Annotated in this window: 14 protein-coding genes, 2 tRNA genes and 1 pseudogene; 10 read left to right on the forward strand and 7 right to left on the reverse strand. The window is 55.1% G+C overall.

Going from position 1 to position 14688, the window contains the following annotated elements; all coding sequences use genetic code 11:
• Positions 1-240: 240 nt before the first annotated feature.
• The 5 genes from L861_RS21215 (at position 241) to L861_RS21235 (ending at position 3970) form a co-directional block, all read left to right on the forward strand.
• Positions 241-316: transfer RNA gene (locus tag L861_RS21215), tRNA-Asn, on the forward strand.
• Positions 317-349: 33 nt separating this feature from the next.
• Positions 350-425 (forward strand) — tRNA-Asn (locus L861_RS21220).
• Between the two features lie 135 nt (positions 426-560).
• Positions 561-1304 carry a trimeric intracellular cation channel family protein gene (locus L861_RS21225; protein ID WP_016418718.1) on the forward strand — a complete coding sequence of 248 codons (744 nt, stop codon included), beginning with the start codon at positions 561-563 and terminating at the stop codon, positions 1302-1304.
• A 330-nt stretch (positions 1305-1634) separates the two neighbouring features.
• Positions 1635-2321: a helix-turn-helix domain-containing protein gene (locus L861_RS21230; protein ID WP_016418719.1), complete on the forward strand. Its 687-nt coding sequence runs from the start codon at positions 1635-1637 to the stop codon at positions 2319-2321.
• 1079 nt (positions 2322-3400) lie between these two features.
• Positions 3401-3970: a hypothetical protein gene (locus L861_RS21235; protein WP_016418720.1), complete on the forward strand. Its 570-nt coding sequence runs from the start codon at positions 3401-3403 to the stop codon at positions 3968-3970.
• 492 nt (positions 3971-4462) lie between these two features.
• Here L861_RS21235 and L861_RS21245 read toward each other — a convergent pair whose 3' ends face one another.
• Positions 4463-4741, reverse strand: a complete 279-nt coding sequence (locus L861_RS21245; RefSeq protein WP_016418723.1) for a peptidylprolyl isomerase — start codon at positions 4739-4741, stop codon at positions 4463-4465.
• A 363-nt stretch (positions 4742-5104) separates the two neighbouring features.
• Between L861_RS21245 and L861_RS21250 the strand changes: the two genes are divergently transcribed.
• Positions 5105-5611 carry an Hsp20/alpha crystallin family protein gene (locus L861_RS21250; protein ID WP_016418724.1) on the forward strand — a complete coding sequence of 169 codons (507 nt, stop codon included), beginning with the start codon at positions 5105-5107 and terminating at the stop codon, positions 5609-5611.
• Positions 5612-5715: 104 nt separating this feature from the next.
• On the opposite strand, the gene fnr is transcribed toward L861_RS21250, so the two are convergent.
• The gene (gene fnr, locus L861_RS21255; RefSeq protein WP_016418725.1) at positions 5716-6486 is read right to left on the reverse strand and encodes a fumarate/nitrate reduction transcriptional regulator Fnr; all 771 of its coding nucleotides are present in this window, start codon (positions 6484-6486) and stop codon (positions 5716-5718) included.
• Between the two features lie 283 nt (positions 6487-6769).
• On the opposite strand from fnr, the gene L861_RS24355 reads away from it, so the two are divergent.
• On the forward strand, positions 6770-7096 hold the full coding sequence (locus L861_RS24355) for a TraR/DksA family transcriptional regulator (protein ID WP_081645930.1): 327 nt from the start codon (positions 6770-6772) through the stop codon (positions 7094-7096).
• Here the strand turns inward: L861_RS24355 and L861_RS21260 are convergent.
• From L861_RS21260 to L861_RS25340, 4 genes and pseudogenes are all read right to left on the reverse strand, one after another.
• Complete coding sequence (locus L861_RS21260) at positions 6987-7589, reverse strand: erythromycin esterase family protein (RefSeq protein WP_016418726.1); 603 nt, start codon at positions 7587-7589, stop codon at positions 6987-6989. The two genes, L861_RS24355 and L861_RS21260, sit on opposite strands and share 110 nt — an antisense overlap.
• A gap of 244 nt (positions 7590-7833) precedes the next feature.
• A complete protein-coding gene (locus L861_RS21265; RefSeq protein ID WP_027948019.1) occupies positions 7834-8943 on the reverse strand; it encodes a histone deacetylase family protein in 1110 nt (369 codons plus the stop codon).
• A gap of 204 nt (positions 8944-9147) precedes the next feature.
• Positions 9148-9813 (reverse strand): DUF2238 domain-containing protein, encoded by a 666-nt coding sequence (locus L861_RS21270; protein WP_016418728.1) that lies wholly within the window; start codon positions 9811-9813, stop codon positions 9148-9150.
• Between the two features lie 218 nt (positions 9814-10031).
• Positions 10032-10163 (reverse strand): annotated as a pseudogene (locus L861_RS25340) (putative ATP-dependent zinc protease); the annotation flags it as partial.
• Positions 10164-10350: 187 nt separating this feature from the next.
• Between L861_RS25340 and L861_RS21280 the strand changes: the two are divergent.
• Positions 10351-11094: a trimeric intracellular cation channel family protein gene (locus L861_RS21280; protein WP_016418729.1), complete on the forward strand. Its 744-nt coding sequence runs from the start codon at positions 10351-10353 to the stop codon at positions 11092-11094.
• Between the two features lie 147 nt (positions 11095-11241).
• On the opposite strand, the gene L861_RS24745 is transcribed toward L861_RS21280, so the two are convergent.
• A complete protein-coding gene (locus L861_RS24745; protein ID WP_016418730.1) occupies positions 11242-11412 on the reverse strand; it encodes a hypothetical protein in 171 nt (56 codons plus the stop codon).
• A 181-nt stretch (positions 11413-11593) separates the two neighbouring features.
• Here L861_RS24745 and L861_RS21285 point away from each other — a divergent pair, with 181 nt between their 5' ends.
• Both L861_RS21285 and L861_RS21290 read left to right on the forward strand, forming a co-directional pair.
• On the forward strand, positions 11594-12814 hold the full coding sequence (locus tag L861_RS21285) for a hypothetical protein (RefSeq protein WP_035569184.1): 1221 nt from the start codon (positions 11594-11596) through the stop codon (positions 12812-12814).
• 36 nt (positions 12815-12850) lie between these two features.
• Positions 12851-13480: a Vgb family protein gene (locus L861_RS21290; protein WP_016418732.1), complete on the forward strand. Its 630-nt coding sequence runs from the start codon at positions 12851-12853 to the stop codon at positions 13478-13480.
• Positions 13481-14688: the final 1208 nt, after the last annotated feature.

Here is a 14688-nt window from a genome sequence, read left to right on the forward strand (position 1 = left end):
TGCCTTTATGAACGCGACCACATTGATTTTTTCTTGACATGGCAAGTGGGCTGAGCTTGATTTATGGGTTGATGGCGCGGTGTGCGGCTCGTTGCAATCACTTCACACCGTGGTCATCACCCGAAAGCCTGCTAGCAGCCAAAATGGCAGCCTGACTGTTAATCATTGGGTCGCAGGTTCGAGTCCTGCTCGGGGAGCCAACATTCACGGAACACAGGTAGGTAGCTGATTTAAAGAGATTCCTCGATAGCTCAGTTGGTAGAGCAAGTGACTGTTAATCACTGGGTCGCAGGTTCGAGTCCTGCTCGAGGAGCCATCCTACCCCTGCCTTTCCGCGTTTGCCGGTCGTTCCTCGATAGCTCAGTTGGTAGAGCAAGTGACTGTTAATCACTGGGTCACAGGTTCGAGTCCTGTTCGAGGAGCCAGCTCCGACCAGGCAATCGCCACCCGGTCAGCCCTCTACCCGCCCAATGTCCGCCTGCTCAATGCATTCGTGTCAGAATAGAAGGCAAGCATTTTGCACCATGCATGGCTCATTTCTAGATATGAGGAGTTAGGGGGTGGCAGGTTGGATTTATTTTCTGGATCTGGTGGGGGTAGTGGTGTTCGCGCTGTCAGGCATCACACTTGCCTGCCGCTCCCGAATGGATCCTTTCGGCATGTTGGTGCTGGCGTCGGTCACAGCCATTGGCGGCGGTACCCTGCGTGATGTGTTACTTGGCGTGCGCCCTGTCTTTTGGGTGAGTGACCCTACTTACCTATGGGTCATTATAATCACCGTCGTGCTTGCCATTGTGGCCTTTCGACATATTCACCGTATATCGAAACGTCTGTTACCGGTGTTGGATGCGTTCGGACTGGCGCTTTTCACAGTGATCGGCACCCATAAGGCATTAGCCCTGGGCTATACCAGCATCGTGGCAGTATTGATGGGACTCCTGACGGGTGTCGCCGGTGGCATGATACGTGATGTGCTGGCACGCCGTGTCCCCATGGTGCTTCGACAGGAGATCTATGCTACGGCCTCCATCGCGGGTGGTATCACTTTTGCTGTCATGACGAACCTGGCAATTCATCCCTACATAGCGATCACCTTGGCCATTTCCATCACCTTGGCGATTCGTCTCAGTGCTATCTATTGGCACCTTACACTGCCCGTGTTTGCCTGGGTTTCCGTGCCGATAGACATTCCCAAACGAGTAGGTGAGTCTCGTAGTCGGCAAGATATTGACGAGAAAGAGGTCCAGACGCGTCGCAAGGTCAGAGTACGCATGATTTCGCCTGGTCAAAAACGAAAGCATTGATGGATGACTTCTTCAGGGGCACGGCATGCGCCTATCGTTGACTGATTGGCATGATATAGGAAAACGCTAATCAAGTAGGGTGAGGTGGCTGAGGAGAAACTCAGCTCTTGTGGAGGCTCCGTTCAGGTCTGTTGTTAGCGATCTCTTACAGAAGCTGTCAGCGATTTCGTACATTAGCGATAATCCACCCGTGGTAATGTAACCGGCTCGCTATACGGGAAGCACAGCGCCACGGAGAGAAGTTTGTCTTACCGAGCTGCCGACCAACGATGCCATTCGTTCACACTTTCCCACTGCCAAACCTGTTCACAGAGTTCACGATGCCTGCCCTTGTCGCATGATATCGACGATATTGAGACCTTCGATGGCACGATCCATTTTCATAGGCCGCTGAGAAAGCGGGAGAGCCTGGTTCGTCAGGGCGATCCCTTCACCAGCATTTTCATGGTGCGCTCGGGTAGCCTAAAACAGGTCATCGCTGAAGAGGGTGACACCCAGTTAGCCAATTTCTACTTGCCCGGTGAATTGGTCGGTCTGGATGGTATCCATGATTCCGTCTATCCGGGTTCGCTTATCGCGCTGGAAACCAGCACGGTTTGTGAATTCCCGTTTCATCGGCTTGATGCCTTGACCGTGAATGACGCCAAATTACGCCACTACCTCTATGGTCGCATCAGCAAGGAGCTGAGATCCGAGCACCGCCTGCTAAGGCTGCTGCTGGGGAAGACATCCGATGCGCGCCTGGCCTTCTTCCTCTGTCATCTGTCGGAGCGGTTTCACCGTCTAGGCTTTTCCGCACACCGCTTCCGGCTTCCCATGACTCGGACCGATATTGCTCACTATCTGGGATTGGCGGTGGAAACCATCAGTCGGGCAGTGAGCCGTTTTCAGCGAAAGGGCATGATTTCATTAATAGGTCGAGAAGTTCACATGTTGGATATGCCAGCCCTTGTTGCCTTGGCCACAGGAACGCGTGAGATACCACCTGCCGGCCACCGTGTACATGTCTCTCGATGACCTTGTGGCCCCTTCCTGGATTCCACTCCATACATCATCCGATCCTAGATCCAAGAGGGTACTGCCTACATAACCCAAGCATTCTTGATTATGTCTGATTGTGAAGATAAGTATCAAAATGCGTCTATACTGTGTAGGTGGAGCGGCCTCTGATCTTCGACCTCAGGCATGCCTGGCAGCGCTGCTCATGGCAATGCCAGCTATATGGACAGTGACACCATGACTACGTTGCATAGGAAACGACGTCAAGGCAACAGAATGAGATGACTCAGGAAATGAAGATTATTGTGCACGGCGACCGTCAGGTTCGGTCTTAATGGAAGGGAGTTTATATCATGGCTAACATCATTCGCTTTCCTATTGAACGTACTCGTAGTGTTTGTTTTACGGAGCATCTGCCGATATTTTTGCCACTTACATGGTTGCAATTCGCAATGAGTAGTCACTACTGTTTGTGCTGGGCAAGTGCTTCTCTGGATTGCATGGGGGTCGCTTGTGGGTACTCTGTCCGCAGCTTAGTGGTGCAGCGTGGTGGCGCAAGCAAGCACAGAACCTGACCTGGAAAACGAGAACTCGTTAGGCTTCTTTTCCGACATTTCTAGATCCTCAACACCAAACCGACACTGGTTGCTCCGTAGGTGGTGAAATGCTGGTGAGCGCATGCAGTACAATGGGGATCATTAGAATTGGATGTGAGTCCATGCCTTGTTATTTATCGAAGGAATGATGTTGGTCTAATGTTCGGGAGTATTGTCTGGGGTGTTCATTAAGATATTTTGACGATTCTTTAGCAAATTTTTCCAAGATCATGGATGATGTTTCATCATATTTATGGGCGTTGTTGCCAAAGTTGAGATTGGATTATAAGAATTGTTTGTTGCTTGTTTAGAAAAATCACAATGTGAGAATCGAGTCTCTCATCCCAGAAGAGGGTAATGTTTCATACCTAAGAGGGATTTGCCTGAAATCTTGACTGACATCAACGGTGGCTGGGGCATTCCTATCTATTCTATCATGGTTGCACAGTGCCCCATGGCGCCACTGGCGTTATATAAGGCCATAGCGAGGCGGTGATTACCATGCTTCACTACCATTATAAAAAAGCAAGATTCGTACTGTTGCCGGAGGAGTTGTTCTTTCTGGCCAATGCCCATGAAAACCGAGAAAAGGTGCGCTACGAGCAGTTATCTATATGTTTTCAATCCTTCGATACAGGCTGTACTCGCCTAATGAAGGAATTGGCTCGGGAGTGCGAGGCACGTCTTGACAAGCAGCGAAAAGCATCCCTGCACTTGGGATTGTCATCGGAAGCCACCGCCGAGAGTGCTCCCACGCGCGCTGTCACACCTCATGTGAAGCGCCACATTTTCATCACTCACGATGCCATGGCCATTGAGGTGATCACCAAGGCCATCGCTGCTGCCGAATATTCTCTTCGATTTTCTGAATATCTGAATGAGGCCAACATTACGCCAGAATTAGAGGGGATGCTGGTCACATTCGTCAGGCAGAAGCAGCTCGAATGTCGGATTGTTCAAGAGGCCCTGGATGCATTCAACAGGACGACATGGAAGACTCCACCTGCGGAGATGGATTCGACATCCAACCCACCTCATCGACCGGATCCGCTAAAAGGTATTGATGCATGACGGATGTCTCGCCTTCGTACTGTTCAGTGCTATCGCCATCTTGAGCCTGGCGGGTTGTAGTTACCAGCCGGCGCATATCAGGACAGAGCCCGCCATCGTCATCGATGATGGCTGGTATGGCCATGATCGTGGATGGCGACGTAATTATCGATATTACGATAAGGGTCACGACCATTGGGACTATGATAGGGACCGCTGGGACCGCGACTAGGCTTGCAAGCGCTGGAACCTGTATTGGATTTCAACCACTGCCAGTAGTCCTGGATACTTTCGTGGATATCCGTGTACCTGGGCTGGAAGCCGAATTTCTTATGAGTATGTAAATGCTGGAAACATCACTCACACATGTTCCGGTTAGATGCCGATGTTCTTGTCGTCCCTCTTCCTAGATATTGTGGATATATCCGAGAGTTCGCAGTGACGCACTTTAATGACGAAGACCGTGATGGCTTTCCCTTCACGGCCTTCCATGACGGCACCTTGTGTTGTCCGTCAGCTGCGGCTAGTGATCTCCAGCAAGTGATAGCCGAACTGAGTCTTCACCGGGCCATGCACCTTGTTCAACTCGCCACTGAACACCACCTCGTCGAATTCGCGCACCATTTGACCGGGGCCAAAGGAGCCCAAGTCACCTCCCTGGCGACCAGAGGGACAATTGGAATGCTCCTTGGCCACCTCGGCGAAGTCGCGACCGTTCTCGATCTCAGCCTTCAATTCCTGACACTTTGCTTCGCTATCCACCAGAATGTGGCGTGCGGTTGCCCTTGCCATATCGCTCTCCCGAAGAATGGCGTGATTGCCTGTTGATGGGGCATCCGAGCTTACCATGCATGGCCATTGACCAGTAGGACGTCGCTACTACCTTGGGTGAACGGAAGCGATCATGACCGAAGTTCCAGACAAGGAAAATCAGACACCTGGAATCGAGGAGGCGGGCAGGTGAGAAATAGCGGATGAGTTATTGACCTACATCAACATCGTTAGGCCGTTTCCAGCCTAGCTTTGTTGATGTGGCCGACATACCTGACTGAGCGACTGTCGAGCCGATCTGGCGGGCAAACAAGACCACATGCATTGAATCACACTCATTCGTAACGTTTTAAGACGTTCGATTGCTCGAAAGGAGCGATTGCCATGGCCAAGAAGAATGTGAAGGAAATCAAACCTTCCGCCAGCGAAACTTCCTCAGCTTCGACTTCACAAGAGCTCAGTCCATTCCGTGAGTTCGACCGGATGTTCGATCGCTTTTTCGATCGTGACTGGATGCATCCACTACGTTGGGAGCACCCGCTTCTTGACCGACTCGCTGCAGTCGGACCGCGGGTTCCGAAGGTCGATATCGTCGACCGGGATTCGGAACTGGTCGTACGTGCCGAGATTCCCGGCGTGGCGCGTGAAGATCTGGATGTGTCAGTGACCGACAACAGCGTGACGATCAAGGGCGAAAGCCACAAGGAATCCAAGGAAGAGAGTGGTGAGTACTATCGCTGCGAGATATCACATGGCAGCGTTACACGCACTGTGACATTGCCCTGCGAAGTCGATGCCGACAAGGCGGAGGCCAGCTTCAGCGATGGCATCCTGGAATTGACCCTGCCGAAGATTAAGGAAGCGCATCGGCGCAAGCTCGAGATCAAATAGCCACTTGGGTGATTGGTTGGCGAGCCGGCGTTTTTCGGCTCGCCGTCGAAAGCCATCCGCATCATTGTCACGTCTCATGAGGGAGGCCTTGATGCCATCAGCGATCACCCCTGCTTTGAGCTGCGCGGTGGAGCGCTCGGACTCTCGGTCAGAGCTTGCAGAGCTGGCAGGTCCAAAAATTCGATTTCCTTGCCAGTGACGCTCAGCAAGCCTTGGGTGAGGAAGCGCCGAAACACCCTGCTCGTGGTTTCCGGTGCGAGCCCCAGGTAGTTACCAAGGTCATGGCGCGACATGGGCAAGCGAAAGCGAGTCCGCGACAATCCTCGACGACCGAAGCGCTGGCTTAAATTGAGCAGCAGAATGGCCAGGCGTTGCTCGGCCGAGCGACGTGCCACTACCTGCAATAATTCATGGTCGTCGAAGATTTCCTTGCTCATGATGCGCAGCAACTGATGTTGCAGACCGGGAATTTGTCGGGAAAGCTCTTCCAGTCGAGAGAAAGGAATCTTGCAGACGCTGGTGGTCTCCAGTGCCTCGGTGGTGGAGTGGTGCCTGCCGGCACCGATGGCGTCTAGTCCGACCAGTTCCCCCGGCAGGTGAAAGGCGATGATCTGATCCTCGCCATTCTCACCCTGTGTACTGCTCTTCAGGCTGCCACTGAGAACGGTATAGATGGCAGCAAAGGGTTGTCCAGAGCGACAGAGCTTGTCGCCTTTCCTCAGCGGGTGATCACGCTCGACGATGTGGTCCAGTGCCTCGGTGTCTTCTCGCCCCAGGGCTACGGGAAGGCAAAGTTCGCGCAGGCTGCAGGTACTGCATGCCTTGCGTATGTCATATAGACGGATACGCGGGTAAGCGTCGTCGCCAGGTGTCATAGCTTCCCCAGACTCATTTTATGGAACAACGTAAGTAAGTGTATTCGTACAGTGTAGCCGGTATGGACATGACTTGTTTTTTTCCTACTTTTTCGCAACTTGCGTGGTGCTGTTTGCCTATGGCTCATGATAATGCACCACTAGAAAGTAAGTGATTCACGTCAATGACGCTGTCGATTTTCCAGTATTTTTTCTAGAGCGCTTTTCTATAATTTTTGTGTTCATTCAGCTTTTTCGTGATGGAGTTCCTGCAAGGATGCGCTATTTCTACCCGAGGCAAACCATGGACGCCAACGACAGAAAAGCACGACTGGAAGCGCTTAGAGCGGAGTTGCTGGAGCGCATACAGCTTTACGAGGCCCATCAACGTCGCATGACGGGGGCGCTGGACAAGGACATGGAGGAACAGGCCCAGGAGATCGAGAACGATGAGGTGGTCGACCTGCTTGACGATGAGGCCCGGGAAGAATTGGATCAGATCGACAAGGCGTTGGCCAGGATCACCGCGAACGTCGGCGACCGCTGCGAAATCTGCGGTGAGACGATAGCACCTGGTCGTCTCGTCGCGCTACCGTATACGACGCGCTGCGTGGATTGTGCCATCGAATGAGGCGGGCATTACAGCCCGCCATGCTGTCTTCACGGAAGAGGTAGTCGATGACTGCATCGGCGGAGCGGTGCAGGCTATAGAGGTCAAGGCCATGAAAGCCGACCTGATCGGCGTAAGGGCGACCGGCATTGTAATCCCTCAGCCAGAGAATGAAGTCGCGCACCTGATCGTTTCTCCACATCCATTGCGGAAAGCGTTGGAAGTCGCTAAAGGCATCCATCAGCGTGTCCTGGCTGGTTCCCCTGACGAAACTGTTGAGGCGCAGCGCATCGGGCCAGTCGGCCTCGACCAACACTGCTTCGAATCCGTTTTCCTCGATCAGGCGCCGGGTGATTTCGCCCCGCATGCGGTAGAACTCCGCCGTGCCGTGTGACGCTTCGCCGAGTAGCACGAAGTGCCGTCCAGCGGCCTGTTCCAGGAGGGCATCGTAATCGCTGTCACGCTCGTCGAGACGTATTGCAGCATTGCGAATGCCGGCAAGGGGAGTGACCATGGATTTCTCCAGTTTCCAACCGAGGCTGTCATCCACCAAAGTCTAGATCAGGCCAAGCGGCCCCCGGCGCCTAACGTCGCTGAACTTGCTCTTGAGCAAGGTGCGGCGAATTTCCATGACATTGAGCACCCAGGCCATGGCGTGGGTGTTTGTGCTTCAGGTGGGTCAGGGTTACGCCTGACAGGGGCTTGGATTTGTGTCTGCCGCGCTTCTGCAGTCTCAACGGCCGACACGGACGCCAGCCTCATGGGGTTTCGTCCGGGGAAATGAAGGCATCGCGATGAAAGGCCGCTGCCTCGTTCACCTCCGCCACGCCGACGATCCCGGGTTCGGGAGGCTCGGCGCCGGCTAGCACCTCTAGCACGCTTCTCACACCCCGAGACAGGGACGTCAGGTTGTAGCCGCCTTCGAGCACGAAGGCCAACCGGCCGTGGCAATGTCGTCTGGCCAACCCTTGGAGAATACCAGTCAGGGCCGCGAACCCTTCATAGGACACGTTCAGCGCCAGGTCATTCCAGTGGGGATCGAAGCCGGTGGAGACCAGGATCAGGTCGGGCTGGAACCACTCGGCCGCCGGCACCAGGATGTCCCGGAAGGCCTTGAGGAAGGCGGTATCACCCGCTCCGGCGGGCACCGGCACATTGACGGTGGTGCCTTCTCCCAGCCCGGCGCCGATATCTTCCAGGCGGCCCGACCCCGGAAAGAATGGCGAGGCTCGGTGGATGTCGAAGAACAGCACGTCGGGATCGACCCAAAAGATCTCCTGGGTGCCATTGCCATGATGAGCATCCCAATCGACGATCAGCACTCGCGAGCATCCCAGCGCGGCTCTGGCATGCGCCGCCGCCACGGCGACGTTGTTGAATAGACAGAAGCCGCGCGCCCTGACCGGTTCGGCGTGGTGACCGGGAGGGCGTACCACGGCGAAGGCGCTCTCCGCACGGCCCGAGACGACGGCTTCGACAGCGGCGATGGCCGTGCCGGCGGCGACCTCCGCCGCTTCGACACTGCCTGGCGAAACAGCCGTCGTGTCCACGTCCAGCCAGGCGCTCTCGCCCCGCAAGCGGTAGATCGCCTCCAGATAAGCGGTGGTATGCACGCGGCTGAGTTGTTCCCGGGTGGCTGCCGCCCCGGTCTCGACGCGCACGCCCGGCACCGGGTCGCGCTCGAGTAACTCCATGATGGCGGTGAGACGGCCGGGATGCTCGGGATACTTCCACGCCACCCCCAGTCCTGAGAGGATTTCCCTGAGCCGTTTATCCATGCGCCGCGACAGAAAGGGGGCCTGGGTATCCGGCTGATGGGCCAGCATCCTGTCATCATGGAAGAGTAATACGCTGTTCCGCTTGGTCATGATCTCATCCGGGAGCGACTGTCCATCACGCATCTGCTTGCGCAGCGACCTCATACACTCTCGCCGCTAGCCATCCGTAGCACCTGTAAAAGCGTCATAGCCCGGCAAGAGGTATCACGCTCTTCAGCATAGGACAGTCACACGGGACGGAACACCCAGCCACATTATCGTTCTTCGTCTTTTCCATAGCGCTATCTGTTCATCTCATGCTGCGGTATTTTCCTGGCGGCCTAAGATCTGTCGCACCAGAAAATAACCGGCGCTTGCCATAAGGGCACCCAGGAGGGCTAATGCCATATCCTTCTGGGTATCCCAGATGTCACCCTGCGTCCCCAGATACGCTTGGCCCAATTCTCCTCCAAACATTTCTGCCGCGAACCACTCGATAAGCTCGTAGAGCGCAACATGAGATGTAATGATCAGGACCGGGATCAATCGCCGCAGGAAGGTATCGAGAGGAAACAGCTTTCCCATGAGTTCCGTCACAAGCGGCAGAATTAGCAAGCCATACAGAAAATGCGCCCATCGGTCGTACTGGTTGCGTTCGAAACCAAGGCTTCGATCAAGGGAATATCCGAACAAGGACTGCCACCATCGATCATAAGGCACCTCAGAATAGGTGTAATGAGCACCGATCTCATGGAAAACCAGGAAAAGGAAAATGCATGCCCATGCCAGTCGTGACACGCCCCCCTGATACCAGACCCAGGCCAACACTGGTATAGCCGCAAGGACCAGCATATTCTCCAGCAACCAGTCTGATCGGTACTGGGGTTCAATAGCAAGCCATACCCAAAAGGCCCCGAAGCCTATGAACAGCCAAACTGGATAAGGGTCGAGCTTCGCAAGGCCGAGCCCTGCTTGCCTCATTCTGGACAATGATTCAACTCCTTCGATTCACGTTCAACCATTTAACTCTCTTGCTCGCCACATCAAGATATTTGCGACGTCTAGAACAATCATAACGGCTATCCCTATGCCACCAACCAGTAATATCAAACGGCCAGAGTTATTTAACAAACGAGTAATTAATCATCCGGGACCCTACAACTAACCTCGTCCTTGACCACAACGGTAAAGCGCACCTAGTCATCACCGTCGCGCTCGAATTCCTCGATGTCTTCGGCCTGCATGGAAGAGGTCAGGGCGCCGCTGTCTAGTTTCACCTTGACTTCCGTGCCTCAGGGTTCGATCGTCGCTTTCTCGACCCAGCCGTAGATGGGTTGTCATCTGCGATAGCGGTATCGCTCAACGGGTAGATACAGAAAGCGGCAAACAGCAGGTGGCGCATTGGCTTGTTCATTACGGTTCCATTCATGCCCCGCCTGCTCAATGCGCTCGTGTCAGAATAGAAGGCACGCATTTTTCATCATGAATGGCTCATTTCTAGATCTGAGGAGTTAGAGGGTGACAGGTTGGATTTATTTTCTGGATCTCGCGGGTGTCGTGGTATTTGCGCTGTCAGGCATCACACTTGCCTGCCGTTCCCGAATGGATCCTTTCGGCATGTTGGTGCTGGCATCGGTCACAGCCATTGGCGGCGGTACCCTGCGTGATGTGTTACTTGGCGTGCGCCCTGTCTTTTGGGTAAGCGATCCTACCTATCTCTGGGTCATTATCACTACCGTCGTGCTTGCCATTGTGGCCTTCCGACATATTCACCGTATATCGAAGCGTCTCCTACCGGTGCTGGATGCGTTTGGACTGGCGCTTTTCACTGTGATCGGCGCCCATAAGGCATTGAGCCTGGACTATACCAGCATTGTAGCAGTATTGATGGGCCTTCTAACCGGTGTCGCGGGTGGCATGGTACGTGATGTGCTGGCGCGTCGTGTTCCCATGGTGCTTCGACAGGAAATCTACGCTACGGCCTCCATGGCGGGTGGTATCATTTTCGTTGTGATGACGAACCTGGCCATTCATCCCTATATAGCGATCGCCTTGGCCATTTTCATCACCTTGGCGATTCGTCTCAGTGCTATCTATTGGCACCTTACGCTGCCGGTGTTCGCCTGGGTTTCCATACCGGTAGACATTCCCGAGCGAGCTGATGGGATTGCCAATCGACAAGATAACGCGAAGATAGAGTTCCAGCCGCGTCGCAAGGTCAGAGTGCGCATGATTTCGTCTAGCCAAAGACGAAAGCGTTGATAATCGACTTCTTACGGGGCACGGTCACTTTTGTCGCCCTTGTATTGCCCTATCAGTAATTCGTGCCCCTGAAGTCCGGAAGTCAACTGCTGGGCACTCCGTATCGCCAGAGCCTGATCAAGGTGATGTGAGACATTGGACTCGTTCTCAATGATGTACTTCATGTTCCTCTAGATCAGCAGCTGCCGCATTGGCTTCTTCGCGAGTCTTGTGCACCGAAACGATGTCATTGCGATGTAAATCTACGACCTCCCAATCCTGTGGATGGGACTTGTCCGGATACGTGTAGACGGCGCGTACTTCATATCGCTGTATCATGGCTCCCTCCTGATGTTGGATGGGTGTCTACCAGTTTAGCGTGATATGGCGCTGTACGAGGGGCTAGGGCGTGATGTCAGGAAATCGTGATCACGCTCCATCTCGATATGACCTTTGTGGTCATGAGATATAGTTAATCCGGATGTCCGAATGGTGGGAGTCACAGAGTGGCGGGATTCCGATGGACTCACTGATCACGGCTGCTGCCCGTGCACTGACGGCGGGTGATCCCCTCGGTGCATTGAATCGAGTCGCGTTGCGCGACGATGCGCCGGCGCTGGCGCTTCGAGGGATTGCGATGGCGCAGCTTGGCGATTTTGACCGAGCGACAGCGCTTTTGCGAAGTGCGGCGCGCGCCTTCGGCTCGAGAGAAGCCGTGGCCCGTGCAAGGTGCGTCGTCGCCGAGGCTGAGATCGCGCTCGTTTCACGCGACCTCAGTTGGGCCGCAAAGGCGCTCGACACAGCGCGGGAGACACTCGAAGCGCACGGCGACCGGGTGAACGCCGCGCATGCGCGGTACCTCGAAGTTCGGCGTCTGCTCTTGATCGGACGTCTGGACGAGGCAGAACGCATGCTCGCCGATCTCGACCCCATGCCCTTACCGTCGGCATTGAGGACTGCCCATGAACTAGTGGTGGCGGGGATCGCGATACGCCGCCTGCAAACGAAAACGGCACGCGCGGCACTCGTCCGGGCCAAGCGCGCCGCACACCACGCCGGGATCCCTGCACTGGCGGCGGAGGTCGAAAGCGCATATCACGTCCTGAACACGCCCGCAGCACGCCTCATTGCACAGGGCGAAGACCGGCTCCTACTGCTCGAAGAGGTCGAAGCGCTACTGGCGTCGGAGACACTCGTCGTGGACGCGTGTCGCTACGTCGTGCGTGACGCACATACGGTGGTCTCGCTCGCCAGGCGCCCGGTGTTGTTTGAGCTCGCCCGCTTGCTGGGCGAAGCCTGGCCGGAAGATGTGCCGAGGGGCACGCTCATTGCGCAAGCCTTCCGCACCAAGTTCGCCGATGAATCGCATCGCGCACGGTTGCGGGTCGAAGTCGGACGCCTTCGCACAGAGTTTGGGCCACTGGCAGACGTGAGCGCGACGAAGCGAGGGTTCAAACTGGTGCCGTACAGCGCACACGAGGTTATCGTGCTGGCGCGGCCGATCGAAGAGAAGCATGCTGCGGTGCTCGCCTTGCTCGTCGACGGTGAGCCGTGGTCGAGCTCGGCCCTGGCGCTGGCGCTTGGCGCCAGCCAGCGTACCGTGCAGCGAGCACTCGACTCGCTTGCGACAGCAGGCAAGGTGCAGTCGTTTGGTCGCGGGCGAGCGCGCCGTTGGATGACACCGCCCGTGCCGGGATTCACGACAACCTTGTTACTCCCTGGTCCTTTGCCGGGTGACTAGCATGGAAGCCATACCCCAAGTGATGAGGACAGAAACATGAACCGCTCAGCAGCCGAAATCATCCGCGAGTATGGCCCCTTTCCGGGCGTCGACAGCGTGCATGGCGTCACGTATGACGGTCAGCATGTCTGGATTGCTACCGGAGACAAGTTGAACGCCCTCGATCCGGCAAACGGGAAGACGTTACGCTCAATCGATGTCGCCGCGCATGCGGGAACGGCCTTCGATGGCCGGCACCTCTTCCAGATCGCCGAGGATCGCATCCAGAAGATCGATCCGGAGACAGGCCGTGTCGTTGCCACTATCCCTGCACCCGATGGCGGTAACTCGGGGCTCGCGTGGGCCGAAGGGACGCTCTGGGTGGGACAACATCCGGACCGGAGAATCCAGCAAGTCGATCCGCAAACCGGGGCGATCCTTCGTACCATCGAGTCCAACCGCTTCGTCACCGGCGTCACCTGGGTCGACGGCGAACTCTGGCACGGCACCTGGGAAAGTGACGAGAGCGAGTTGAGGCGAATCGATCCTCGAACGGGAGAGGTTCTGGAGAGTCTCGAGATGCCGCCGGGAGTGGGTGTGTCAGGGCTTGAGTCTGATGGCGGTGATCAGTTTTTCTGTGGAGGCGGAAATAGCGGGAAGGTAAGAACTGTCCACCGACCCAGGTAAGCGCTAGCGGTGCCCATGGCATCGACCCAACGCACGATCGGGCTGATCGGAAGCCTTTCGGGAGACCAAGATCAGAGCGGCTGATACTTTCTTGTGCTGGTTACTACGTGCGGGGTAACCGGCACCGGCCATTCGCATCGCTCATATTTCTAACAACTATTACTATTGATAATGCCTGGTTCACGATCCTGTACTATAGGGGGTTGTGCATAAGGATTTGTTTCACTGTTAGCGATTTCTGATACATATGATGCTGGTTCCATCATCCAGACTGATCGAACTATTGTTGCGGTCTTACTTCCCGAAGCCTACGGAAAGCATGGGTGGTATAGCGAATTACAGACTCTCGTTTCTCCTCAAAAACACCCTTCTTTTTCCTTCCCAAGAACTATAATGTATTGGCCAAAGCCGGGCGCCCACCTACGGCGGCCAAAAGGCTAAGCGCAAAGAACCTAGGCTTGTACCTCTCGGTCCATCCCATCTTCTGCACGCGACACCTCTTCCCCCATAAACCAAATCGGGCATGGCTGGTGGCATGGTTGTCTTCGTTGGTTATAGCGCCAAATTGTTGGTCAGTGGTCTGTTCAGACGACAATTAGCGCGAGAGTACTGCGGGGTGTTCCATGAACCTCAAGATTATGACCGCAACCCTCGTTGTTGGCATGCTTTCTGCTGGCACTGTTCTGGCTCTGGATTCGTCTTTCTTGGAGCAACAGAGCTCACGTCTTCACCAGATGACGAGCGAAAGAAGCATGAAGCAAGCGGACGCGAATGTTCCTGTGGCTTCGGATTTATCATACTGGGAACAGCGTAGTGCACGTCTCCACCATGTGAATGGTCAAGGAATATCCAACCGCCAGACAGGAAATCGTAGTATCAGGACAGTAATGTCTGAACCTTGGTGGCGATAACACTGGGAGGCTGGTGAAACCGTGGCACCCGTGAAGAGGAACACGAGGCTCGAGGAGTTGGGTTTCGAAGATTGATGGATGATGAGTGCCTTCGATTTCAGGATGGAACCAATGTCCATTTGAAAGGCCAGGATCTGGGTCTTGGCCTTTTTCGATTTCCGGTCAACAGTGACAAGACACAGGTTTCCTGTGCTTGCATTAGCTTACCTGCACATACCGTTCCACTTGGCAGCTTCGTCTAGTTGTGGGGTTCCGGATGATCGACTGAACTATAGAAGCTATCCTTTGCTGGCAGCC

The organism is Litchfieldella anticariensis FP35 = DSM 16096 (assembly GCF_000409775.1).
In the GTDB taxonomy this organism is placed as follows: Bacteria; Pseudomonadota; Gammaproteobacteria; order Pseudomonadales; family Halomonadaceae; genus Litchfieldella; species Litchfieldella anticariensis.